22 protein-coding genes are annotated in these 24,131 nt (G+C 38.7%); 4 read left to right on the forward strand and 18 right to left on the reverse strand.

The genetic code is table 11. The features are described from left to right. Positions 1-23: 23 nt before the first annotated feature. The 7 genes from AAHB15_RS08985 to AAHB15_RS09015 form a co-directional block, all read right to left on the reverse strand. Positions 24-485 carry a MarR family winged helix-turn-helix transcriptional regulator gene (locus AAHB15_RS08985; protein ID WP_335574900.1) on the reverse strand — a complete coding sequence of 154 codons (462 nt, stop codon included), beginning with the start codon at positions 483-485 and terminating at the stop codon, positions 24-26. 162 nt (positions 486-647) lie between these two features. Next, complete coding sequence (locus tag AAHB15_RS08990) at positions 648-1,397, reverse strand: hypothetical protein (protein WP_335574901.1); 750 nt, start codon at positions 1,395-1,397, stop codon at positions 648-650. Positions 1,398-1,496: 99 nt separating this feature from the next. Continuing rightward, the gene (gene parC / locus AAHB15_RS08995; RefSeq protein ID WP_342042232.1) at positions 1,497-3,935 is read right to left on the reverse strand and encodes a DNA topoisomerase IV subunit A; all 2,439 of its coding nucleotides are present in this window, start codon (positions 3,933-3,935) and stop codon (positions 1,497-1,499) included. Next, complete coding sequence (gene parE, locus AAHB15_RS09000; RefSeq protein ID WP_342042233.1) at positions 3,932-5,911, reverse strand: DNA topoisomerase IV subunit B; 1,980 nt, start codon at positions 5,909-5,911, stop codon at positions 3,932-3,934. The genes parC and parE overlap by 4 nt, the downstream gene beginning before the upstream one ends. 288 nt (positions 5,912-6,199) lie before the next feature. Next, entirely contained in the window at positions 6,200-6,613 is a 414-nt protein-coding gene (locus tag AAHB15_RS09005) for a CoA-binding protein (protein WP_342042261.1), read from the reverse strand. Between the two features lie 218 nt (positions 6,614-6,831). Continuing rightward, positions 6,832-7,764 (reverse strand): sensor histidine kinase, encoded by a 933-nt coding sequence (locus AAHB15_RS09010; RefSeq protein WP_342042234.1) that lies wholly within the window; start codon positions 7,762-7,764, stop codon positions 6,832-6,834. Between the two features lie 13 nt (positions 7,765-7,777). Then, positions 7,778-9,082, reverse strand: coding sequence for a GGDEF domain-containing response regulator (locus AAHB15_RS09015; RefSeq protein ID WP_342042235.1), 1,305 nt, complete (start codon positions 9,080-9,082; stop codon positions 7,778-7,780). Positions 9,083-9,448: 366 nt separating this feature from the next. On the opposite strand from AAHB15_RS09015, the gene plsY reads away from it, so the two are divergent. Then, on the forward strand, positions 9,449-10,048 hold the full coding sequence (gene plsY / locus AAHB15_RS09020; protein WP_342042236.1) for a glycerol-3-phosphate 1-O-acyltransferase PlsY: 600 nt from the start codon (positions 9,449-9,451) through the stop codon (positions 10,046-10,048). Positions 10,049-10,499: 451 nt separating this feature from the next. Next, on the forward strand, positions 10,500-11,657 hold the full coding sequence (locus tag AAHB15_RS09025; RefSeq protein ID WP_342042237.1) for a CapA family protein: 1,158 nt from the start codon (positions 10,500-10,502) through the stop codon (positions 11,655-11,657). A 190-nt stretch (positions 11,658-11,847) separates the two neighbouring features. Here the strand turns inward: AAHB15_RS09025 and AAHB15_RS09030 are convergent, their stop codons facing one another. The 9 genes from AAHB15_RS09030 to acnA all read right to left on the reverse strand — a co-directional run bounded on the left by AAHB15_RS09030 (position 11,848) and on the right by acnA (position 21,577). Then, a complete protein-coding gene (locus tag AAHB15_RS09030) occupies positions 11,848-12,156 on the reverse strand; it encodes a hypothetical protein (RefSeq protein WP_342042238.1) in 309 nt (102 codons plus the stop codon). A gap of 44 nt (positions 12,157-12,200) precedes the next feature. Further along, entirely contained in the window at positions 12,201-12,629 is a 429-nt protein-coding gene (locus AAHB15_RS09035; RefSeq protein ID WP_342042239.1) for an acyl-CoA thioesterase, read from the reverse strand. Positions 12,630-12,649: 20 nt separating this feature from the next. Continuing rightward, positions 12,650-14,986 (reverse strand): AAA family ATPase, encoded by a 2,337-nt coding sequence (locus AAHB15_RS09040; protein ID WP_342042240.1) that lies wholly within the window; start codon positions 14,984-14,986, stop codon positions 12,650-12,652. A gap of 127 nt (positions 14,987-15,113) precedes the next feature. Beyond that, positions 15,114-15,341 carry a small acid-soluble spore protein Tlp gene (gene tlp / locus AAHB15_RS09045; protein ID WP_098532136.1) on the reverse strand — a complete coding sequence of 76 codons (228 nt, stop codon included), beginning with the start codon at positions 15,339-15,341 and terminating at the stop codon, positions 15,114-15,116. A 141-nt stretch (positions 15,342-15,482) separates the two neighbouring features. Beyond that, the gene (locus AAHB15_RS09050; RefSeq protein WP_098532143.1) at positions 15,483-15,626 is read right to left on the reverse strand and encodes an acid-soluble spore protein N; all 144 of its coding nucleotides are present in this window, start codon (positions 15,624-15,626) and stop codon (positions 15,483-15,485) included. Between the two features lie 66 nt (positions 15,627-15,692). Then, positions 15,693-15,824 carry an FbpB family small basic protein gene (locus AAHB15_RS09055; RefSeq protein WP_098532144.1) on the reverse strand — a complete coding sequence of 44 codons (132 nt, stop codon included), beginning with the start codon at positions 15,822-15,824 and terminating at the stop codon, positions 15,693-15,695. A gap of 196 nt (positions 15,825-16,020) precedes the next feature. Continuing rightward, complete coding sequence (locus AAHB15_RS09060) at positions 16,021-16,557, reverse strand: TlpA disulfide reductase family protein (RefSeq protein ID WP_335574910.1); 537 nt, start codon at positions 16,555-16,557, stop codon at positions 16,021-16,023. Positions 16,558-16,659: 102 nt separating this feature from the next. Beyond that, positions 16,660-18,387 (reverse strand): ribosomal protection-like ABC-F family protein, encoded by a 1,728-nt coding sequence (abc-f, locus tag AAHB15_RS09065; RefSeq protein WP_342042241.1) that lies wholly within the window; start codon positions 18,385-18,387, stop codon positions 16,660-16,662. A 484-nt stretch (positions 18,388-18,871) separates the two neighbouring features. Beyond that, the gene (gene acnA, locus AAHB15_RS09070) at positions 18,872-21,577 is read right to left on the reverse strand and encodes an aconitate hydratase AcnA (RefSeq protein ID WP_342042242.1); all 2,706 of its coding nucleotides are present in this window, start codon (positions 21,575-21,577) and stop codon (positions 18,872-18,874) included. Positions 21,578-21,903: 326 nt separating this feature from the next. Between acnA and sspO the strand changes: the two genes are divergently transcribed. Beyond that, on the forward strand, positions 21,904-22,056 hold the full coding sequence (gene sspO / locus AAHB15_RS09075) for a small acid-soluble spore protein O (RefSeq protein WP_098532148.1): 153 nt from the start codon (positions 21,904-21,906) through the stop codon (positions 22,054-22,056). A 38-nt stretch (positions 22,057-22,094) separates the two neighbouring features. Here the strand turns inward: sspO and AAHB15_RS09080 are convergent, their stop codons facing one another. Beyond that, positions 22,095-22,364 carry a hypothetical protein gene (locus AAHB15_RS09080; RefSeq protein ID WP_335575691.1) on the reverse strand — a complete coding sequence of 90 codons (270 nt, stop codon included), beginning with the start codon at positions 22,362-22,364 and terminating at the stop codon, positions 22,095-22,097. A 111-nt stretch (positions 22,365-22,475) separates the two neighbouring features. On the opposite strand from AAHB15_RS09080, the gene AAHB15_RS09085 reads away from it, so the two are divergent. Then, positions 22,476-22,616, forward strand: coding sequence for a small acid-soluble spore protein P (locus tag AAHB15_RS09085; protein ID WP_342042243.1), 141 nt, complete (start codon positions 22,476-22,478; stop codon positions 22,614-22,616). A gap of 53 nt (positions 22,617-22,669) precedes the next feature. On the opposite strand, the gene selA is transcribed toward AAHB15_RS09085, so the two are convergent. Beyond that, a complete protein-coding gene (gene selA / locus AAHB15_RS09090; protein ID WP_342042244.1) occupies positions 22,670-24,085 on the reverse strand; it encodes an L-seryl-tRNA(Sec) selenium transferase in 1,416 nt (471 codons plus the stop codon). Positions 24,086-24,131 lie beyond the last annotated feature (46 nt).

Consider the following 24,131-nt stretch of genomic DNA (forward strand, 5'->3'; position numbering starts at 1 on the left):
CCTCTCCATTTTCATGTTAAATTTTATTGGTTGTCTAATTGATTGAAATAATCGTGTACCTTAAAGAGTAGTTCCGCTAGCTGCTCGCTATCCTTTTCTCCTAGGTAATCGATTAAACCTAAAAAGGTTTCATTAAATTTCTTTCTGGCTTGTTCTGTTGCTTTTAGCCCGGCCTCCGTCAGGCTAATCTTTACAGCCCGGCGATCTTCAGGATTTACGGTCCGTTCAATATAACCATCCTTTTCTAGACCATTGATGATTTGTGTTACGGTTGGCGGGGTCACTCTCAATTTCTGACTAATTTCTGAAACCTTCATCTCATTATTGTTCTCATTTGCACGTTGAATTAGGAACAATACCCTGAATTCACTTGGGTTAAAACCGGCTATTTTCTTTTCATTCCTTCCAGTTTTACGGAATTGCTGAAAAGCTTTAATTAGTTTTTGTGCCGTCTCATTTTCATTACCAGCTTCATTACCAGCCATTTATATCACCTCTTTTATTTACCAGACTAATAGTTAGGCAACTTAATTATTTATAGACCTAAGTATATTACGCTTAAGGATGTTCGTCAATTTTTAATTAAAAGAAAAAACACAGAAGATATCTCCTGTGTTTTGAATGCGATTCACACCAAAATTTGCCAATTACGATGGTTTAACATCTGCTTTAAAAAGCTTCCATTGTCCATGATCATAATACCAAATTGATTCAACTAAAGCGATTGTATCGGCATTTGCGATCCCTGTCACCTTCTGCTGTCCCTTTAATCCGATTCTTTGTTTGTCGATGTGAATCGGTTCCACATTGTTATAAGTGTTTACTGTAAGTTCAGTTGGCTCATTTAATTTTCCTCTATAATAAAATCCGAGTTTTTTGTAATATTCTTTGCGCTCTTTTAAATCAAACAGATAGGATTTTCCAGAGTCGGATAATTTAATTTCTGCTTTGTATCCATTTTTAAATTTTGCATCCATCTCGAGAGGTTCAGGAACAGTTAACTCGGTTCGGACAAAATCCTTTAAGGTATACAAATAGCTTTTGACAGTGCCCTCGGTTCCACTTGATAATACGTTTGCAAATAAATCTTTCAATCCATCATGGTTTAAATCTACCATCTTCAGTGATGCCTTAGTACCACTTTCTAATGGGAGGCTGTATGTTCTGCCATTTGACGCCGATATTTCAATATAAATATTTTGTAAATTGGCCTCTTCGTCTTGATCAGGTACCCCTTTTAGGAAGATGGTCTCGTTCTGTCTATCGCCAGTCAAATCTGCCTCCAGTTTGGAAATGGTGACCGTTTTGTTTTTTTCTTCAATCGCATAAACCCCTGTTATGGTAGATAGCGATATAAGAAAAAACGAAATGATTACTAGCAGCATCTCTTTTTTCATCCAGTTCCCCTCCAAATCCTTTTGTTTTACTTAGCATGTCCAATTTTGGGAAAAAAATGAAAAGAACCTCCCAATTTCCTGGGAGGTTCTCTAATCTTTTTATTCGGTTACTGCTGCTGGTACGGATACCTTCCAAACGTTTGTTACTTTGCCGTTCTCATCCTCATCAAGGATAAATGAGCCGTTAGAATAACGGTCACTAAAGCTAATATCCGCTGTTTTTAGCGTTTCGGAATAGCCTTTTTCTGTCTCGATAATAATTAAGTCTTGTTCATTTGCGATGACAAAGCCAGTAATTCGATGCGGTTTTGCTTTAAGCTCCCTTAGAATGACGACACCACGCTTCGCACGAGTTGCTTTTTCAAACTCTTTTAACTTCATGCGTTTTAAGGCGCCGCGCTGGGTAGCTACGACAATCGATTCACTGCTGTCTGGAGTAATCAGCTTTCCACCAATGACAACATCGCTTTCTTTTAAGTTAATGCCTTTTACACCCGCAGCCCGCTGTCCGACGATACTGATCTCTTCCTCATGGAACCATAAAGCATATCCCAAGGTAGTGACTAAGAAAAGTTCTTTAGAACCATCAGTTAGATGAACATCAACCACCTGGTCGTCATCCTTAAGATTTACGGCAACAAGTGGTTTAGAGTAGCGCTGCGCTTTGTAGGCTTTCAACTCAGTCTTCTTAACCATGCCATTTTTCGTTACAAAAACAAGATAAGCATCGATCTCAAAGTCTTTAACGGAAATGGCGTGAATAATCTCCTCGTCACGGTCAATTGGAATAATGTTGGCTACATGCTGGCCAAGATCCTTCCAACGTATATCTGGCAGCTCATGAACAGGGCAGAACAGGTAGTTCCCCTTATTGGTAAAGAGCAATAATACATCTTTTGTATTCATATCTAATTGGGCAAGGAGACGGTCAATTTCCTTCATTGCCAAATCTTGTCCGCCGGATGCTGCAAAAGAACGCTGACTTGTTCGTTTGACGTAACCTTCTTTTGTCACTGTGACAATGACATCTTCACTTGGTACGGTGACATCAAGGTTGATTTTAATTTCTTCAATTTCCGCTTCAATCTTAGAACGGCGCTCATCAACAAAACGTTTTTTCACGTCTTTGAGCTCTTTTTTAATAACGGATAATAATTTTTTCTCGCTAGCTAAGATGCTAGTAAGCTCTTCCACTTTTTTTGCTAACTCTTCTGCTTCCTGTCGTAAAGCTGTGATGTCAGTATTTGTTAAACGATAGAGCTGCAAAGAAACAATCGCTTCTGCCTGTATTTCTGTAAAGGCAAATTTTGCAATTAAGTTATCTTTTGCATCCCGCTTGTCCTTAGATGCGCGGATGGTGGCAATGACTTCATCAAGAATCGATAAAGCCTTCATTAAACCCTCAACAATATGCTGGCGTTCCTTCGCTTTATTGAGGTCATATTGAGTACGTCTAGTCACAACTTCTTTTTGATGCCCAATATAGGCATCGAGTAACTCACGAATTCCCATAAGTTTCGGGCGCTTATTATAGATCGCAACCATATTAAAGTTATAGGTTACTTGAAGATCACTATTTTTATATAAGTAATTCAAGACACCTTCTGCGTGGGCGTCCTTTTTTAATTCAATCACGATTCTTAAACCGGTTCGGTCCGTTTCATCACGAACCTCTGACATTCCCTCAACTTTTCGATCGATTCGAAACTCATCCATCCTCTTGACGAGATTGGCTTTATTAATTTCGTAAGGAATCTCCGTAATCACGATTTGCTGCTTACCGCCGCGAACCTCTTCAATTTCGGCTTTTCCACGGACAATGATTTTCCCTTTACCAGTTTCATAGGCTTTTTTAATGCCTTCTATCCCTTGAATGATCCCGCCAGTAGGGAAATCTGGTCCTTTAATCACGGTCATGAGTTCATCTACGGTTGAATCTGGTTGATCCATTCTCATGATCACGCCATCAATGATTTCACCCAAATGATGTGGAGGAATATCAGTGGCATAACCGGCTGAGATTCCTGTTGACCCATTTACAAGTAAGTTTGGGAACATAGCTGGTAAAACAGTCGGTTCCTTTGAAGTATCATCAAAGTTTGGAATAAATTCTACTGTATTTTTTTCAATATCCCTTAAAAGTTCAGCGGCGATTGCCGAAAGTCTTGCTTCTGTGTAACGCATCGCAGCGGGCGGGTCACCATCGACACTACCGTTGTTACCGTGCATTTGAACAAGCACATTCCGAACCTTCCAATCCTGACTCAAACGCACCATGGCTTCATATACAGAAGAATCACCATGTGGGTGATAGTTACCAATAACATTACCGACTGTCTTCGCCGATTTACGAAACCCTTTATCAAATGTGTTGCCTTCCACATGCATAGCATATAAAATACGCCGCTGTACAGGCTTTAAACCGTCCCGTGCATCCGGCAGTGCACGTTCTTGGATAATATACTTACTATACCTTCCAAAACGATCACCAATTACATCTTCTAGAGGTAAGTCCCGAAATTTTTCAAGTGCACTCATCCTTCAGTAACCTCCTCGGAGACGGTAATATTTTCATTTTCTAAAATCGTATCATCTTCTTCTAAACCAAATGCTACATTACTTTCAATCCATTTACGGCGCGGTTCAACCTTATCACCCATTAGCGTAGTAACACGTCGCTCCGCTCTGGCGATATCATCAATCTTAACGCGGATTAATGTCCGTGTCTCTGGGTCCATTGTGGTATCCCATAGCTGGTCTGCATTCATTTCGCCAAGACCTTTGTAGCGTTGGATGATATATCCTCTACCGACTTTTTTAATAGCTCCTTGAAGCTCATCCTCGTTCCATGCATATTCGATGATTTCTTTTTTTCCTGAGCCTTTACTTACTTTATATAAAGGCGGAAGAGCAATAAATACTTTACCAGCTTCAACAAGCGGCTTCATATAACGATAAAAGAAGGTAAGCAATAGAACTTGGATATGGGCACCATCTGTATCAGCATCTGTCATAATGACAATTTTGTCATAATTGATGTCTTCGACCGCAAAATCGGCACCAACGCCGCCGCCAATTGCATGGATAATCGTGTTAATTTCTTCGTTTTTGAAGATATCAGAGAGTTTCGCTTTTTCTGTGTTGATGACTTTACCGCGGAGTGGAAGGACAGCTTGAAAACGGCGGTCACGGCCCTGCTTGGCAGAACCTCCCGCAGAATCACCCTCTACTAAGTAGAGTTCATTCTTTTGCGGATTTCGTGATTGTGCTGGTGTCAGCTTTCCAGAAAGGACGGTTTCTCCTCTTTTCTTCTTTTTGCCGCTTCGTGCATCCTCGCGGGCTTTTCTTGCTGCTTCCCGGGCCTGATACGCTTTAATCGATTTTTTGATTAATAAGGAACTAATATCAGGATTTTCTTCCAAGAAGTAGGAAAGATGTTCAGAAACAACGGAATCTACTGATGATCTCGCTTCACTCGTACCGAGTTTTCCCTTTGTTTGTCCTTCAAATTGTAGAAGCTCTTCTGGGATTCTTACGGAAATAATCGCCGATAATCCTTCACGAATATCGTTACCGTCTAAATTTTTGTCTTTTTCCTTAAGAAAAGCAACTTTACGGGAATAGTCATTGAATACCCTTGTCATGGCGGTTTTGGCGCCGGCCTCATGTGTACCGCCATCTCTTGTCCTTACATTGTTAACAAACGACAAGACATTTTCGGAATAGCCATCATTGAATTGAAATGAAAATTCTACTTCAATCCCGTTTTGAGTCCCTTCAAAGCTGACAACAGGATGGAGTGTCTCTTTATCTTCGTTTAAGTATTCAACAAAAGCCTCAATACCATTTTCATAATGAAAAACTTCGTGAATATCATTACGCTCATCAATAATTTCAATTTTTAATCCTTTTAACAAGAAAGCTGATTCTCTCAGCCGTTCAGATAAAGTTTCAAGGTTATAGGTCGTGGTCGAGAAAATGGTCGGATCCGGTTTAAAATGAATCGTTGTCCCCGTTTGATTAGTTTTGCCGAGTTTTTCGAGTGTTGTGACCGGTTTACCGCCATCCTCGAAACGTTGTTCATATACGAAGCCATCTCGTTTAATTGTTACGATTAACCATTCAGATAATGCATTTACGACCGATGCACCCACACCGTGCAAACCACCGCTGGTTTTGTAGCCGCCTTGGCCAAATTTACCGCCGGCATGGAGCACAGTTAAAATAACCTCAGGTGTTGGTTTTCCCATTTTATGCATACCTGTAGGCATTCCTCTACCCTTATCCATAACACTTATGGAATTATCTTTGTGTATTCTTACAATGATTTGATCACCAAATCCGCCTAGTGCTTCATCGACAGAGTTGTCAACGATCTCATACACAAGATGATGAAGACCGCGTGAATCAGTGCTGCCAATGTACATACCTGGGCGCTTTCTAACTGCCTCAAGACCTTCTAGTACCTGGATGGCATCATCATTGTAATCAAAAGCTTGCTGATTTCTTGCCACTAAAATACCCCTTTCATACCTAAAAAACATAAATGGCGTTCTCCGCCATTTTCACAATTAATTAGTAAAACATTCGTTTAAAAGAGTTCATTATCCTTTAAATTTATCCAATAGAACTAATGTTTGCCACATTTATTTTAACACATCTTCTTGCGGCGTCTATGCTTAATTGTAGCGATTAATTTCGATTTGGCAAATATGTATTTAAAAACAACATATTTTTGTAATACAATTTTAGCTGTTTTTAGGGGGCAAAAAAGAAAAAAACTGCTAAAAAATAGCAGCTTTTTATCTTGTCATTGCATATTCAATTTTAATACAGCGATCCATAATCACGGTATAGCCCTTTTCTTTTAAAAATTGATAGGCTTCTTCATTTGCAAGACCGAGCTGGGCCCAATATACGTCGGCATCAATCTCGTCAAATTCTTTCGCGACATCGAACAATTGTTCGGAACGTCGGAAAACATTAACAATATCTACATGCCCCTGGATATCTTTTAAAGAGGCGACTGCCTTGACACCTAGGACAGTGTCGACAGCTGGATTCACAGGTATGATTTCATAGCCTGCATCTTGCATAACTTGTGATACTTGGTAGGAAGCCTTTGCAGGATTGTCGCTTAAGCCCACAACAGCGATTCTCTTTGCCTTATTCAAAATTGAACCAATTTCCTCACGGCTTGGATTTTCAATTGCCATCATTACCACTCCTTGGAATTATTATCTTTATTCTACCCTTTTTGATAATAAAAGCCAAAATAAAACGCTTGCAAAATCGAAAAGCGAAAGTGCTTTGACCTGGGGCGCAAGGCTACAGTCGAGCCGGCGAGAAGGCTCGACTGTAGCCTTCTTGACGGATTGGCTTATGACCCCGAGCCCCTAGGCGCTGTAGCTAGCCCTTTAATTAGGAGCTTACCTTAAGAAACAGAGATTAGTTCTGGTTTAGCTGCTTCATTTACTTTTGGTACTGAAAGACAAAAACGGGCACCATGTTTATGGTTTTCTACCATAACCAATCCGTTCATATTTTCTAGTATCATCTTGGTCATATAAAGGCCCAAACCTGTACCGCGTGGCCTCGTTGTAAAATAGGGATCAAAAATTTTATCTAGGAGCTCAGGATCTATTCCACCTGCATTATCCGTAAATTCCGCTGTAATAAATTTTGATGTTTCACTTAATTTTATCGTTATTTTTCGATCCTTAATATCCCTTTGAATAAAGGCATCTCGGGCATTGGTTAAAATGTTCAACACCACTTGACTATATTCGTTCGGAAAGCCGTATGCCATCAGCTCACCCCGATATTCAAATTCCATCTCAATCCCATAATATTTTAGACTGGAAGAAAAAATCGACAAAGCATCCTCGATTGAACTTCCAATCGAAAAAGGGGCCCTTTCGTTATTAGGTTTATAGAATTTCCGAAAATCATTAATAGTACGGGACATGTGTTTGATCTGAATCATGCTTTCCTTCGTGAATTTATCAATATAGATTTCATCAAGCTGACCAAACTCATATTCCTCCCGTACATCTTGAATGATTAGGGATAAGCTATTTAAGGGCTGGCGCCATTGATGGCCAATACTGGCTATCATTTCCCCCATCGCAGCAAGACGAGAATGCTGAATTAGAAGATGATCTTTATGTCTGTTTTTTTCTACTTCATCTTGAATCTTTTTTTCTAGGTTTCGATTAATAGCTTCGTACTTTTTCGCTAAATCTCGATAACATCGTTCACTATCTTTCAGCTTCTTCAGCAGGACACGTCTCTTAAAAACATATAGACAAATAGTCAAAATGATATAACCAATCACCAAGGATAAGCTAATATATATAAATATCATAATTGCCGCCCCCTTAATGTTCTTTGGTGTATAATGTTACACAGTTTCGTCCATTATTTTTTGAAGAGGTTAAGGCGTGTTCGGCCTCTGCCAGTAATTCACTTTTTGTTTTTCCCGGAGCAAATTCAGCAACTCCAAAGCTGCAGGTAACCTTTCCGATTTTAAGAAAATGATATTCTTCAATTATTGAACGGATTGATTCGGCTAAAACAACAGCATTTTGTCCAACTGTCTCAGGAATAAGCAGGATAAATTCCTCTCCTCCCCAGCGGGCTAAAATATCGCACTCACGAATCCGCTGTTGAACAATGGTCGACACTGTGATTAACACCTTATCTCCTGCTGTATGACCTATTTGATCATTGAGTGTATGAAAGAAATCAATATCCATTAAAATAAGTGAGAAAGCCCGATTAAATTGTTCAGAACGCCTCATTTCGCTAGCCAAAATTTCCTTGAATTTCTGACGGGTATAACTCCTCGTCAATGGGTCCAGCTTAGCTAAATGATCTTTTTCTCGGCTTTCTTTCTCAATATCTGTTATATCTGTAAGCACGAATAAGGTTTGATTTGTACCTGGGATCGCTCCTGCTTTCATCACATAGTTATAATCGTTTCCAAGTGGTCCTTTCCAACGAACTTTTGCCATGTTTTTTCCGTTGGAAGAAAACTCCTCCATCCAACTGCCTTTATCCTTAGGATAAAAATAATGAGGATCCTCGACAAAAAAACTTGCCAGAAATTCACTTTGATAACATGTAGGATTATTTTTGTGAATACCCTTACCAGTTACATTGGTAAAGGCTTGATTCCATTCCACAAGCTCTCCGTTTTCAATTACGAAAATGAGATTATCCTGGAAATCAAGAATAGTACGGGTAAGATTCTTTTGTTTTTCAAGCTCTTTTTCGAGCTGGATCTGATAAACAGATTTTTGGATCGCTTGTAACAGTAAATCCAAATCAATCGGTTTTAAAATAAAATGGTTGACATTATTTTCAATCGATTGGACAAAAAAATCATTATCATCATGTGCGGTGGTTACTATGACTTGGACCTTTTCGTTTTGTGCACGGATGTTTTTTATCATCTCTAATCCGCTCATTTGATTCATTTTTATATCGGCAATTATTAAATCCGGTTTATATTTTTGATAGAGTTGTAGCCCTTCGACACCATCAATTGCAAAATGAATATTGGCAAACCTCCGATTCAAAACCCGTAGGAGTTTTTCACGGGAAAACCTTTCATCTTCTACATATAAAACTCTTATATCCGGGTATTGGTATTTAAGATATTGCAGAACACTTCTTGCCATGGGTTCATTCACCTCCTTCATAGATCAGTTATAAAAATTATGTAAAAAACCGATCTTTTACCCTCAGGATAAGGCCGGTTCTTTTGATGATCATTCGATTTTTCTTTATTATAGATTCCCATTTCCCGGCATTCAATCGATTTATCAACCGTTCCTAAATTCTCCATTGATTTGTAATAAATTTGACTTTTTTTGTCCTAACTTTTGACTTAATAATAATTTCCTTTATGAAAAGCGGGTTTAAAGAACCATTTTCACTAACTTTTTTACTTCTCTTTTAAACTTATCTTGGAAAGGAATAGTGCTTTTTCACAAATCCATGGTAAAATAGAAGAACTGGATCTTTTATTGAAGGAGAAATTTTGAATGGTTCAAATAATCTTGGTCTTGATCCTAGCCTATTTACTTGGCTCCATTCCATCTGGGCTAATAGTTGGAAAGGTATTTTACAAAACCGATATTCGGGAGCATGGAAGTGGGAATTTAGGAGGTACGAACACGTTTCGGACGCTCGGAGTTAAAGCGGGATTAGCGGTAACACTTGCTGATATTCTGAAAGGCACGTTAGCAGCTGCTCTTCCATTGATCTTCCATCTAAATATAAATCCATTGTTGGCTGGGATTTTTGCGGTTCTGGGACATACCTATCCAATTTTTGCAGGATTTCGTGGTGGAAAAGCAGTTGCAACATCTGGCGGGGTCGTATTGTTAGCAGCACCTTATATGTTTTTGACGGTAATTGTGGTATTTTTTATTAGCTTATACATAACCAAATATGTATCCTTATCATCCATGGTTGCAGGTATTACAGCTGTCTTGTATGCCGTCGTTTCAGGAATTGTCCGAAATTGGGACATCCCTTTATTAGTTGTGGTACTATTGATGGCATCATTTGTTATTTACCGCCACAGGGCTAATATTAAACGAATTGTTAATAAAACAGAACCAAAAATTAAATGGCTATAAAGGGACAATGTGTCTCTTTATAGCCATTTTTCACATACGAAACAGTTGAAAACGTTTGTTCCCTAATACATCTGCTACATAATCCAGTTTCGTATGATTAAAGTAAATCATATCTTTTTCATGAATAAGCACAGTAAGATCGTCAAATTGGTAAATACGATCTCCCTCAATCTTCCGCTCTTCCAGAGACAGATTTAATTTAGATCCGCCTCAGCCAATCCCCATGGTTAGTCGCAGGAAAAGCTGCTCATCATCTGTTATCTTTTCTTGGATAACAATTTCGGATAATTTCAGGTAAGCACTCTCTGTTATTTTAAACATGTCCTATTCCTTTCAAAACTTTTTTTAGAAAATTGCAAGAATAAATGTAAAATTATACTTAAATATAATATAGTATCATCAAGGAGTACAAAAGTAATTTGCTTTTAGTTTATTGATTAAAGGAGACTTTATGAGGAAAAGGGCCATTTTACCTTCAATGTTCATTATTATAGGTTGTATTACGACAGCGGCAGTTCTGATCATACAGCAAAAGCAATCTGCAAATCAGGAAAATAAAATTTATAGTGTACAAAAACATTCGATACGGCCATTATTTAATGTTAATCGAGATGTAACTCTGACTGAAAAAATATCCGTAGGGGCGGTTGGTGACATTCTTATTCATAACCCTGTCTATCAAGATGCCTTTAACGGTGCTGATTATAGTTTTGATCCCATGTTCGATCCAGTAAAATCAATCCTTGAAAAACCCGATATTCTAACTGCCAATCAAGAAAGTATGTTAGGAGGACTAGAACTGGGCCTTTCCGGATATCCGAGGTTTAATAGTCCACATCAGGTTGCTAATGCCCTGATCCATTCAGGCGTGGATATTGTTTCAACCGCCAATAATCACTCCTTGGATAAAGGAGAAAAGGGAATCCGATCAGAATCTGCCTACTTAGATCAAATTGGTTTACCCCATGTTGGAAGCTTTATTGATCCAATGGACCGTCAAAGATTACGGATTATCAATAAAAATGGGATTAAAGTTGCCTTCTTATCTTATACATACGGAACGAATGGCATTCCGATTCCAAAAGGGAAAGACTATCTTGTTAATTTAATTGATAAAAATGCCATGAAAGCAGAAATTAGACGGGCAAAAAGTAATGCCGACGTGGTAGTAATGAGTATTCACTGGGGGAACGAATACCAACGAATCCCCTCAAAAGAACAAAAGGATTTAGCACAATTTCTGGCAAATGAAGGAGTGGATATTATCTTTGGCTCCCATCCGCATGTACTCCAGCCAATGGAATGGATTAAAACAACAGATGGCAGAAAATCGTTTGTTATCTATTCATTAGGAAATTTTATTTCTGGACAGCACGGTAAGTATAGGGATATTGGTGGTTTAGCCACGATTGATATCACAAAAAAGATTGCCGCCGAGGGCAGCAAAATTGAGATTTCCAATCCAGTTTTTACACCCTCCTATGTTGCAAGTCAGAAAAACAAAAGCTTTCGTGTCGTTCCCCTTGAAATGGCTGAGACCTATGGGCTGAAAAATGCCCAAGCCAAATATGATGAAATTAAAAAACATATGTACCAGTGGATTCAATAAGAAAAGCGTAAGGCGCTTAGACTTCGGCGACAAGCACAAGTCGAGCCGGCGAAAGGTTGTTCTTTAACCTTTTGGACGGATTGGCTTGTGACCTCGAGCCGATGGCGCCTGGAGCTGGACAATTCTCGAAGGCAAAATTTATATCTTCTTATCTGATAAGAAAAAACCGGCACACTTGATCACCTACTCCTCAAGTGTGCCGGTTTTTTTGCCAAATATGTTCAATTAAGCCCTCTTTTTCTAAAATTTCGGTTTGCCGCTCACCTAATAAATCAAAATGGGAGTAACCATCCTTGCGATGATGAATCCATTCTTTTATTAATCCGTACTTTTTACCCCATTCAGCTAATTTATCAAGATCAAGACATCCAACTTTTGTGACAGTCTTGCAATCAGGAAAGCGATCATCCAGCCAATAATGAGTCAAAAATGCAATTTCGCTCTGGTCAATTTTCCTTTTCCATTCGTTTAGTTCTTGTCGGTTTATTCCAAAAGCCACATCAACACCTCATTTCTTGTTGGAAGGTTAACCTTAAAATGAGATTATTTTTTCTTTATTTCTTCATATTTCAAATACCATTCCGGAAAAGCTCTTTTAAAGGAGGTCGGTTTAAAGGTATCCTTTTTCACAATAATGTGGGTCGAAGTCCCTTCTGCACAGACCTCCTCCTCCCCGTTTACAATGGTATAAGCATAAATGGTCTTGATTCCATCATTTAATGTTACCCATGTTTTTACAAAGGCCTTGTCTCCATATCTTAATGGTTTTTTATAGGTAATGTTAATATCATAGACAGGAGCATAGTAACCCGAATCCTCCATTCCAAGATAGCTATAGCCGATGTCCTCGATAAAACCTGTCCGGCCTAGCTCGAAAAATTTTAAATAATTAGCATGATAAATGACACCCATCATATCTGTATCCGCATAATACAGTTGGATTTCCCTTGTTGAGACAAAATAATTTTCCACTATAAACCTCCTTTTCATTGTTAGTATGCTGAAGTTTTATCAAGTGCTTTTTCGATATCTTCTACTTCAAGTAATAGCGCTTTTTCTAATAGCCCTTCATCCTCTACTTCATCCATTAACCGTAATGCTTGTGCCTGAATCATTTCATCCACTAAATTGGTAGCAAATCGGCCATTCCCTTTAAAACTTTCAGCTTCCATTGTTTGAAGCAGTAAGTTTTTAGCGTCTTCTGTAAGCAGATATTGAAACTTACCCGCGTAGTTGATCATTATTTCAAGTAATTCTTCATTTGTATAGTCAGGGAAAAGGAAGAACTTTTTAAAACGGGAACGAAGGCCTGGATTACTCTCAAGCAGTTGGTTCATTTCATTAGGGTAGCCAGCTAAAACGACCACCAAATTTTCATTTTGTTTTGTCATTTCATCCACAAGAGTATCGATAACCTCTTTTCCAAAGTCACCTGCTGTTTGACTAATTAATGAATAGGCCTCATCAATGAATAGAACTCCGCCCAAGGCTTCCTTAATTTTTTGCTTTGTTTTTCCGGCTGTTTGTCCGACATAACCAGCAACAAAATCAGCTCGGCTCGCCACAATGAGATGACCTCTTTTTAAAATACCGCATTCCTTTAAAAACTCCGCGTAAATTTTAGCTACTGTTGTTTTCCCTGTACCTGGGTTTCCCGTAAAAACAGCATGCAGCTGTATCGGTACAATAGGGAGGCCCTTCGATCTTCTAAATTGCTGCATCTTGACGAATGAAATAAGTGATTTTAACTCTTTCTTTAAGGAAGTCAAACCGGTTAATTGGTTCAGCTGTTCCTGCGGTGATTCCGTAATAATCTCATTGTCAGTTTGAAAGTCTTCTTGGTCAAGCAGCATCATATCTAAAATGTCGCTGTCGGCTGCGTTGTTATGTGACCCTTTTTTAAAAATGGCATCCAAAACAATATTGTGGACCGTTCTGGCGTTACCAAAGGTATCATCTACCCGTTCCTTTTCAAGACGGTGATGAATTTCAATTTTAGATTCCTCTGTTAATAGATAATCATTTTCAGATGCAACTAACTCGGCAATATGAATTAGTTCATCGTTGGAGTAATTAGGCAAATGAATAAAGTTCGACTGAGGGAACCGGCTTCGCAGACCAGGATTCGCATTTAAGAAGGAACGCATCTCATCCGGATAGCCAGCTAAAATGACGGCGAACTTACCGCCATATTCACTGCTTGTCATTAGCGAAACAAGCGTATCAATGGCAGCTTGCCCATAATCATTTCCCGTTTGACCCTCACGTTTTAAGCTATAGGCTTCATCAATAAATAAAACGCCGCCAATCGAGCGTTCAACAATGGAACGAACATTTTCTTCCGTTTGCCCGACAAAAGAACCAACGAGCTGCGAGCGATTCGTTTCAATGACTTCCTCCCTTGGCAATGCCCCGAGTTCATGATAAATCTTCGCTAATAATCTAGCTAAGGTTGTCTTTCCTGTCCCAGGATTCCCGGTTAGAATCATATTAAGACTAAGCTCATCTTTAATCTGAAAGCCCAGTTCCTTCCGTTGTTTTTGGTACTTAAGAAACCGATAAAAATCGTTAATCCGTTTCTTTACTAAATCCATTCCTACCATATTTTGCAGCTGATCTAATGCATTCTCTGATTTTGCTGCAGGTGTCTCTTCCTCTACAAATTGCTGCAGCCATGTCTGTTTGATTTCATCTAAATTAGACATATGTAATTTTAAATCATCATAATAGGTCGAAGTATGGAAAACACCTGTTATCGATTGATTGTATTCCTCAGCCGCTTTTAACAAGCTTCCTGTTTCCTCAATCGCAGATGAAAGCAGTTCGGAAAGTTTTTCATATCTTTGTAAAAGCTCTTTCAAATCGATTCTTGAGACAGTATCAATCATTTTCTGCAATTCCTGAAGGTGTTCATCCGCTTCGGCTAAAAATCGCTGACATACTTCGATATACTCTTCTGCTGTTTTCTTTTTAGCTGTACGATTATCCGTTTCCCGCATGGACGGAAACGTCAATGGTGTCAATAAATGGTGCATCTTCTTCCAATCGGATTGAACAGTATGTTCCTTTGCTTTTTGGTTTAGAGGATTTAGCTTTAGTGCTTTTTCTAACCAAACCGCTGCGATGGAGTCATCTTTATGATCATGGAGTCTTGATAAAGCCCCAAACGTTAACAGTTTTGATAATGTTACAGGATTAGTTTCCTGACGGATAGCAGCTAGTAAGTTTGCCTCTTCAGTAATAAAACCTGTTTCATTCAGTTCTTGTTCCCACTTTTGGATTTGCTCGTTGGAATAGGAACGGTTGTTTTCTAATTGATTCAAAATCATCACTCTTCTATTTAAAATTCTTGTACTAAGTTTTACTCACTATCTTACCATAACAGGTTATCCTAGATAAAATGAGAGGTCTCAAAAAGGACCTGTTCGGATATGAACAGGTCCTCAGAAGGAGAAATTAACCTTGGTTGTTTGCCTCATCTTTAATTTCAGAGCGGAAAGAATCGATGCTTTCACGTCTACGTTCATTCTTAGCTTGAATTTGTTGCTTTTGCGTTTCACTGTCTGTAAGAGCAAGTGATTCTTCGGCAGCTTCCATATTTTCAATAGTATTTGTAATCATCGCTTGAAGTTTTTCAACGTTATCGCTACGGTCATCAGGATTTGGTTTATTGTTATAAGTCATTGTCAAAATCCTCCTAAAGGTGTATTTGGTACAGATATAGTTTGTTACCGATAGCAAAATTTATCACAGGAGAATCAATGGAAACTTAAAACAAAAAGACCCGCAAGGCTTGTGCCTGACGGGTCTTATTTATACATAGTATTATTCGCCTTTAGTTTGAATGACCTGAGCATGCTTCCCAGAAGTATCATTCATTTTTTTTCCATTATTGCCACTAAACCCCCTTGGTTGAGTACCTAAATGGCTAGGTGAGAAATGCTTAAAATCTTTTTTCGGATTACCCATGTTTCAATCCCTCCTTATTATCATTTTACCCATAAGGAGGGGAAGCATGATTGGAAACAAATGTGATTACTCAGCTTTGCCGAGCCGCTTTTCCTCTAATCGCTGTTCAATTTTTTCCATAGCAGCACTGTCTTTCATTAATTGTGATTTATTTTCTAATACTAGTTCTGCAAATGAGCGTTTTCTAGGTTTTCTCATTGTTATCACCTTCCTTATTACCTATTCTAACAGTTATTATTACCGGAAACGGTTGCAATTATTACAACTTTTTGAAAATTTGTTCGAAAAGCGAAAGCGCCTTGACAGAGGCTTATAACCTCGAGACCCTAGGCACTGAAACTGGACAATTTTCAAAGTACAAAAAAAGACATTGGCATATGCCAACATCTCTTGTTTAATTTAATTCTTGGGTATATTTTTTCATGATATCAAGCTTCATCGAGCCTGTATATTTGTTTTGGATAATCCCTTTACTATTAATAAAATAAGTCGTCGGGATAGAAAGAATTTGATACGCTTCATTAACTTTGTCTTCTGCATCTAGAAGGATTGGAAACGTTATTTTATTTTCATTAACAAATCCTTGCACATCTAATTGAGGATCGATATTAACTGCTAAAATAACGGTATCATCACCAATTTGTTTAGAAAACTGCTCCATTTCTGGCATTTCGGCTTTACAAGGCGGACACCATGTCGCCCAAAAGTTCAGCATGACTTTTTTCCCTTTTAGTTGTGATAACTTTACGGTGTCTCCGGTTAACGTTTTAAGCTCAAAATCAGGCGCTGAAGCCCCAATCGAAAGACCTTCTTTTGCTGCCGATGCTTCTGTCGCTGTTTTAGGAGTATCAGTCTTTTTTTCCATCGCTTGAACAATCGCTACTGTCAGTAAACTAACGAGTACGACAGCAGCAATCACTTTTTTAATCATCCCGGAACCTCCTTTGTCTCATCTTCTGCTATAATGATTTTACACTATAAACTCAGTTGAAACAAAATAACTGTATGCCAATGTTGTGACAACTTTAAAAATTTATTTTTTTATATTCCGTTTTTGTTGAAGAAGAAGGTTAAATTCTTGATCTAAAACTGGATACTTTGGATCTTTTTGATCCAGCATCGATAATTGTCCTAAAATTAGCGCAATCTTGTTTTCAATAATCAATAAATCATCTTCTCCATTATTCACATTATCTTTCTCAGGGTTTAAATATTCGTCCGGTGTCTTTTCCACTCGTTTAACCCGTTGATCCTCAAAGACAAGCAAACGATCACATAATTTATTAAGAAAATAATAATCATGGGATACGGTGAGGATGGTTCCCGTGAAATCAGCTAAGGTCTTTTCAAGCTGTTCCCTGCTCGCTAAGTCAAGATGATTGGTTGGCTCATCGAGAATGAGAACATCGTATTCTTTCATTAGTAAATCAGTTAGTTTAACTCTCGTTCGTTCCCCAAGACTTAATGTCTTAATCGGATTCAAGATATGTTGTTCCGTAAGACCTAAATTAGCTAATAAGGTTCTGGCTCTATGGATGTCTTGTCTGTCAGTAAACCCAAGTGCTTCTAGCGCATTTTTATCAGCAGGCAGATCGTCTACATCTTGACTCAAATAAGCAATTTTTAGCGAATCACTTTTCCAAATTTCACCCTCAAAGCGAGTCTCTTCACCTAAAATCATCTTGATTAAGGTTGTTTTCCCACTGCCGTTATCGCCTAAAAGACCGATTCGCTCCCCGTGATTAATATAGAACTGTGAACCTTGGAATAGGGTGTGGTCACCAAACCTTATTCCAAGGTTCTTTGCCTCGATAATACGCTTTCCTCTTTTCCCGCTTGCATCAAACTGGAATCTAACGGTAGTTTCTTCTGAAGGCTTTTCGATTCTATTTTTGGTCAATTCACTTTCCAATCGTTTCATTTTTGATTTAATTTGGCTGTCGCGCTTTTTAGCCTTCGCCCGATGAAATTCTTTAATACCAAATTGCCTTTTGGAAGGGCCTGAGCCTTTCTTAGTTGAATCACGGTGGGCCTTTTCAGACCACGACTTTAATTGCTCCATTTGTGATTCAACTAGTTCAATCTGACGCTGCTGGACGTGATAAGCATGCTGCTGGTTTTCGAACCTTTTTTGTTTTTCGATCAGAAAATCACTGTAGTTTCCGTTGTAAAAATGCAGTTTGCTATTTGCTAATTCAAATATTTGAGTAACAGATTGATCCAGGAAGTGGCGATCATGAGAGATGACCAGGACTGGTCCATTAAAGTTTGCTAATTCAGATACCAGCCAGTTTATTCCTTTAAAATCTAGATGGTTAGTTGGTTCATCTAGGATTAAAAAATCAGGTTTCGAGGCCCAGATGTCCGACAGCGCAAGTTTTAGTTTTTCTCCGCCGCTTAAATGCAACAGGCGTTCTCCGTTCCAGTCATAAACCTTATTGAGACCTAACTCCTTTGTATATTGGTATAAGTCTTCCCCATTATTTGAGTGATGCTGTCCGAATTCACTAACCTCAAAATCTATAGACTGTGATAAGTATCCTATTTTAATGTGTTCAGACTTTTCAATGGTTCCTTTATCAGGACGAAGTTTGCCAAGCAGGAGTTTGGCAAGGGTTGTTTTACCGGAGCCATTACCTCCCACAAGCCCGATTCGATCGCCACTTTTTATATCAAATTGAATATTTTCAAGTATCTTTCTTAGTTGAAAACTTTTATCTAGTCCACTGACTTTTAGAACGACTTTTTGATTTGTAAACATAAAAAAACTCCCTTCATTTGAACCTGAAAGTGAGTATTATGTCATTTAATGTTATATATCCATGAAAATCCAGCACAAATAAACCTATGAAGGATTCTTTGCAGTGATAAGATATAAACGATCAGGACATAAAAAAGGACAGACTCATCCTATTCTTCAGGTTCAACATTTTCGTAAATTTCGAATAATGTACTGAAAAATAAGATTAAAATTTCATGGGCCCTTTGTTCATTCCTTTACGTTTGATACTTCTATTTTATTTAAAATGAGCTAATTTTGTCAATCATTACATGAAAAAACACCATGCCTATTTAGACATGGTGTTAAAAATAGTTTAGCTACAGCGCCTAGGGGCTAAGAGGTCTACAGCCAATCCTTCAAGAAGGTTAAAAAGCAACCTTCTTAAAGGATTGGCTCATGCCTGTCGCCCCCTAGGAAAAAATGAACTACTTTTTTCCCTGGTAAAGGCGCTTTCGCTTTCTAATTAAGCTTGTAATTTTTCACGAAGAACCATTTGAAGAATTCCACCATGACGGTAGTAATCAATTTCCACTTCGGAATCAAAGCGTACAAGAACTTCAAATTCTTTCTTGTTGCCAGCTTCGTCAGTAGCTGTTACTTTTACAAGATCACGTGGTTTTACATTTTCGTCTACTTGTACTTCGAAAGTTTCTTTACCACTTAAACCAAGTGATTCAGCGCTGTCGCCATCTTTGAATTGTAGTGGAAGCACGCCCATTAACACTAGGTTAGAACGGTGGATACGTTCAAAGCTTTCGGCAAGAACTGTTTTAATGCCAAGAAGGTTTGTACCTTTAGCAGCCCAGTCACGTGAAGAACCCATTCCGTAGTCCTTACCAGCAAGAACCATTAATCCAGTGCCATCTGCTTTGTACTGCATGCATGCATCATAGATAGATGTAACTTCGCCAGTTGGCCAGTAAGTTGTGAAGCCGCCTTCTGTACCTGGTGCGATTTGGTTACGGATACGAATGTTTGCAAACGTTCCACGCATCATAACTTCATGGTTACCACGGCGGGAACCATAGGAGTTAAAGTCACGAGGCTCAACGCCTTTTTCTAATAAATACTTACCAGCTGGAGTGTTTTTGCCAATAGCTCCTGCAGGTGAGATATGGTCAGTTGTAACAGAATCACCGAACTTGCCGACAACACGAAGTCCTGCTAAAGGTTCAACTGTACCTGGTTCAGGTGATAAGCCTTCAAAGAATGGCGGGTTAGCAATGTAAGTTGAATTTTCATCCCAAGTATATAATGGCTCATTGCTAGTTTTGATTTGGTTCCAGCGCTCGTTGTCACCGAACACATTCTCGTATTCTCTACGGAATAATTCTGGTGTAACAGTGCGTTTTACAACATCATTTACTTCAGCAGTTGATGGCCAAATATCCTTGAAGAATACATCGTTACCATCTTTATCTTTACCGATTGCTTCATTAGCAAAGTCGATGTTTACAGTACCTGCAAGGGCGTATGCAACAACTAATGGTGGTGAAGCAAGGTAGTTAGCTTTTACAAGCGGGTGAATACGTCCTTCGAAGTTACGGTTACCTGAAAGAACAGACGTAACTAAAAGATCGTTTTCCGCGATTGTTTTTTCAATTTCTTCTTTTAATGGACCGGAGTTACCGATACATGTTGTACAACCATAACCTACAAGGTTAAAGCCGATTTGCTCTAGGTATGGTAGTAAGCCAGAATCACGAAGGTAACCTGTTACAACCTTTGAACCTGGGGCTAAAGAAGTTTTAACGAATTTAGGAACTTCCATTCCGAGTTCTACAGCCTTTTTCGCAACAAGTCCTGCACCAACTAGAACATATGGGTTAGATGTGTTTGTACAGCTAGTAATGGAAGCAATTGCAACTGCACCTGTTTTAATATTAGCTTCATCGCCATTATTAAATTTAACCACAGCAGACTTTTCAAGCTCATCTGCTTGTAAGCCGAAGCCTTGGTTTCCTTGTGGAGCAGAAACAGCCTTCACGAATTCTTCTTTCATTTTTGAAAGAGGTATTAAATCTTGAGGGCGCTTAGGTCCAGAAAGATTTGCTTCGATTTCAGCAAGGTCAATTTCGATGACATCTGTGTAAACAGGCTCAAATGAAGGATCAAAGAATAAACCGTTTGCTTTGCAATATTCTTCTACAACTTTCACTTGCTCTTCGTCACGTCCAGTTAGGCGCATGTAAGCAAGTGACTCGTCATCAATGGCGAAGAATCCGCATGTTGCACCGTATTCAGGAGCCATGTTTGCAATTGTTGCACGGTCAGCTAGTGGTAATGATGACACACCAGGTCCGAAATACTCAACGAATTTGCCAACTACACCATGTTTACGTAATACTTGAGTTACTTTAAGTGCAAGGTCAGTAGCTGTTGCACCGTTTGGAAGCACTCCAGTTAATTTTACACCGACAACTTCTGGTACTGGGAAGTAAGAAGGTTGTCCTAGCATGCCAGCTTCTGCTTCGATACCGCCAACGCCCCAGCCAAGTACGCCAAGGCCGTTGATCATTGTCGTATGGGAGTCAGTTCCTACTAATGTATCAGGATATGTTTCAAGTTCGCCATCAACTTCAGCCACATGTACAACATCTGCTAAATATTCAAGGTTTACTTGGTGAACAATCCCTGTTGCAGGTGGAACCGCACGATAGTTGTTAAATGATTTTTGTGCCCAGCTTAAGAATTGGTAACGTTCAGCGTTACGTTCGAATTCGTAATCCATGTTGATTCTTAATGAATCAGATGAGCCATAGGCATCAACTTGTACTGAGTGGTCAATAACAAGATCAACCGTTTTTTCTGGATTAATTTTGTCAGGGTCCCCGCCAAGGTCAGCCATTGCTTTTCTTAATGAAGCAAGGTCAACAACTGCTGGAACACCAGTGAAGTCTTGAAGGATAACACGAGCTGGTTTAAATGGAACGTCTACCTCTTTTAGCTCTGCTGTTCCCCATTTTGCTAAGTTTTCAACATGCTCTTTTGCGATTACACGGCCATCATATTGGCGAAGTACAGATTCAAGTAAAACTTTTACGGAATAAGGCAATTTAGATACATTGCCAATACCTGCTTCTTCCAATGCGTTTAAACGGTAGTAGTGGTAACGTTTACCGTTAGCTTCGAAGGAAGAACGAGCGTTAAATACATCGTTTTTTACCATGTGTAATTCCCCCTGTTCGTTTTTATACCTAAAATTAACGAAAAGTCTTGAAAGTTTGAATTTTCCCATTCATTTTCACTTTTCTCACAATTCTTATCTTAATACAACCTATAATATAAGTAAATAACAAGAAAGTTATTGTGATTGATAAGTTTTTCTTATTGCTTTTTATGTATTTTGTTCAGAATATTTTGTAAATCTCAACGATACACAAGTGAATTTAGAATTTTAGGAAAATACCCTTTCGATAATATTATCGCAAAAAACTTTTATTTTGTCATTATTTATGTGTAGGAGGAAATATTAAATTACAGGAGGTGATTGGAATGGTAAAACGAAAGTCTAATCATGTAATTCCAGGGATGAATGCAGCAAAAGGTCAAGGAAAAGGCGCCGGTTTCAATGAGGAATTTGCCAGTGAACCAGAATTAACTGCAAAAGAAAGAATGAACAACAAAAAACGTAAAAAGAATCAGTAGCTTAAATAGTAAAGCAGGAGGATCTCCCTCCTGCTTTTTTAGTCTTCTTGATTGACTTCTGACACCATTGTTTGAAGATCTTGCTGAAAACGTTGTAATTGTGCTCTCTGATGTTCTGAAGCAACCTCGAGAGCATTTTCGATTTGCTGGTAGGCCTCATTTACTTCATCTTTTAAATGCTTCAGCTGATGACCGTAGCTGGCGCTGTCACTAACAATCGTCTCATACAGGCCTTGAGCATTTTCGTATCCTTGCTGTGCTGCTTGAAAAGCTTGTTGTTTGTCTTTATTATAAGGATATTTTTGCATTTTCTAATCCACTCCTTCATTTTATATACCGTTAAATTGCACAGAAAAATACAATTTATTCAGCATAAAAACACTTATTGACTGCATCCTAACAGATAGGAGGGATGAAATATGGTAAACAAAAATGATGGAAATGATATGCGTAAAAATGCACCAAAACAATCAGGCCAGCCAGAACCCATGAGTGGCTCTAAGAAAGTAAAAAATCGCAACCATTCACGTAATAACCATAATGCAGGACATGATATGTAGATAAAAGTGGAAGCGCCAGTTTATGGTAACTTGGCGCTTCCCGTTTTTATGAATTATTCAGGATTAATATTTACTATTGCATCTAGCAATAGGTTTTCTTCCTCAACAGAAACGGTTCTTAAATCAATAAATAATTCATCCTTTTGAATACGGGCAATAATGGCAGGTTTCGTTTCCGTTCGTAATTTTCTGCCGATCTGCTCTGCTGAAAGCTTTTCATGCTTTAAGGCAATAACCATGGTTGGCAGTAAAACATCCGGCATTGTTCCCCCGCCGACTTGGCTTGAGTCTTGGAAAATAGTAGCTTGAAAATGACTCGTTTTTTGTAATAATTTTGTAACGAATAATTGTGCTCTTTCGTCTAATTGATGAATAGAAACTAATAAATCACGAATTGTTGGGATATTTCTCATTGCGGTTTCCCCTCGGGCATAATCAATAAGTGTTCCCTCTAGAGCTGCCAATGTCATCTTATCAACCCGAACTACTCTGGCTAATTGATGTTTTTTCAATTGGTCAATAATAGCTTTCTTTCCGGCAATAATCCCTGCCTGTGGTCCGCCAAGGAGTTTATCTCCACTAAACGTAACAACATCCGCCCCCATTTCGATGACCTCTTTAACGACAGGTTCATCGCCTATACCATGCTTCTTAAAGTCATACAGCGCGCCGCTGCCAAGATCCTCATAGAAGATTACATTTTCTTGCCTTTTAGTTAGCTGTACGAGTTCTTCTGTTTCAACTGATTTTGTAAAGCCGATCACTTTAAAATTGCTGGTATGTACTTTCATGATGACAGCGGTATCTGGTGACAATGCATTTTCATAGTCATACAGGTGGGTTTTATTTGTCGTGCCGATCTCTTTTAGGATGGCACCGCTTTCCTCCATGATGGATGAAATGCGAAAGGATCCGCCAATCTCAACAAGCTGTCCACGGGAAACAATGACCTCTTTTTGTTTAGCTAATGACCTTAATACAAGATAAACAGCCGACGCGTTGTTATTGACGACCATTGCTGCTTCAGCGCCTGTAATTTCTCTAATGAGTGATTCTACATGACTATGGCGTGAGCCCCGTTCCCCTTCCTTCAACCTATATTCTAGATTGGAGTAATTTCTTGCCGTTTCGACCACATGCGTAATCGCATTTTCACTTAGTCTTGCCCTGCCAAGGTTTGTATGTAAAATCGTCCCTGTTGCATTGATGACTTTTTCTATCGTATAGGAGTATTGCTTTTGAATATTTTCTTCAAGTGTTTGAAACAATTCTTCCATAAAAGTATTGGTTCCAGGTGTGGCTCCTTGCCATTGCTCTTTTAGTATTAAATTCCTTATTTGATCGAGCACGTCTTTTAGTTGTTTTGTAAGCTGCGGGTTATCAAGTTGATTTTCGTTATAAAGTTTGAGAAAATTCTCGTGGTTTTGTAGCTCATGGATGGCCGGTAGTGAACGTAACCATTCTTTCACAATAAAAAACTCCTTCTATAAACTAGCTGCGGGTGTTTGACTTTTC

Source organism: Bacillus sp. OTU2372 (genome assembly GCF_038440275.1).
Classification (GTDB): Bacteria; Bacillota; Bacilli; order Bacillales; family Cytobacillaceae; genus Neobacillus; species Neobacillus bataviensis_B.

What these genes read in the sequence shown, in the direction of transcription:
- AAHB15_RS09050 (WP_098532143.1), bottom strand. Translation starts at nt 15,626, where the DNA reads ATGGGTAATCCGAAAAAAGATTTTAAGCATTTCTCACCTAGCCATTTA.
- acnA (WP_342042242.1), bottom strand. Translation starts at nt 21,577, where the DNA reads ATGGTAAAAAACGATGTATTTAACGCTCGTTCTTCCTTCGAAGCTAAC.
- AAHB15_RS09085 (WP_342042243.1), top strand. Translation starts at nt 22,476, where the DNA reads ATGGTAAACAAAAATGATGGAAATGATATGCGTAAAAATGCACCAAAA.
- parC (WP_342042232.1), bottom strand. Translation starts at nt 3,935, where the DNA reads ATGAGTGCACTTGAAAAATTTCGGGACTTACCTCTAGAAGATGTAATT.
- AAHB15_RS09015 (WP_342042235.1), bottom strand. Translation starts at nt 9,082, where the DNA reads ATGGCAAGAAGTGTTCTGCAATATCTTAAATACCAATACCCGGATATA.
- AAHB15_RS09025 (WP_342042237.1), top strand. Translation starts at nt 10,500, where the DNA reads ATGAGGAAAAGGGCCATTTTACCTTCAATGTTCATTATTATAGGTTGT.
- AAHB15_RS09055 (WP_098532144.1), bottom strand. Translation starts at nt 15,824, where the DNA reads ATGAGAAAACCTAGAAAACGCTCATTTGCAGAACTAGTATTAGAAAAT.
- AAHB15_RS09040 (WP_342042240.1), bottom strand. Translation starts at nt 14,986, where the DNA reads ATGATTTTGAATCAATTAGAAAACAACCGTTCCTATTCCAACGAGCAA.
- AAHB15_RS08990 (WP_335574901.1), bottom strand. Translation starts at nt 1,397, where the DNA reads ATGAAAAAAGAGATGCTGCTAGTAATCATTTCGTTTTTTCTTATATCG.
- AAHB15_RS09060 (WP_335574910.1), bottom strand. Translation starts at nt 16,557, where the DNA reads ATGATTAAAAAAGTGATTGCTGCTGTCGTACTCGTTAGTTTACTGACA.
- tlp (WP_098532136.1), bottom strand. Translation starts at nt 15,341, where the DNA reads ATGACTTATAACAATAAACCAAATCCTGATGACCGTAGCGATAACGTT.
- AAHB15_RS08985 (WP_335574900.1), bottom strand. Translation starts at nt 485, where the DNA reads ATGGCTGGTAATGAAGCTGGTAATGAAAATGAGACGGCACAAAAACTA.
- abc-f (WP_342042241.1), bottom strand. Translation starts at nt 18,387, where the DNA reads ATGTTTACAAATCAAAAAGTCGTTCTAAAAGTCAGTGGACTAGATAAA.
- plsY (WP_342042236.1), top strand. Translation starts at nt 9,449, where the DNA reads ATGGTTCAAATAATCTTGGTCTTGATCCTAGCCTATTTACTTGGCTCC.
- AAHB15_RS09005 (WP_342042261.1), bottom strand. Translation starts at nt 6,613, where the DNA reads ATGGCAATTGAAAATCCAAGCCGTGAGGAAATTGGTTCAATTTTGAAT.
- AAHB15_RS09080 (WP_335575691.1), bottom strand. Translation starts at nt 22,364, where the DNA reads ATGCAAAAATATCCTTATAATAAAGACAAACAACAAGCTTTTCAAGCA.
- sspO (WP_098532148.1), top strand. Translation starts at nt 21,904, where the DNA reads ATGGTAAAACGAAAGTCTAATCATGTAATTCCAGGGATGAATGCAGCA.
- AAHB15_RS09010 (WP_342042234.1), bottom strand. Translation starts at nt 7,764, where the DNA reads ATGATATTTATATATATTAGCTTATCCTTGGTGATTGGTTATATCATT.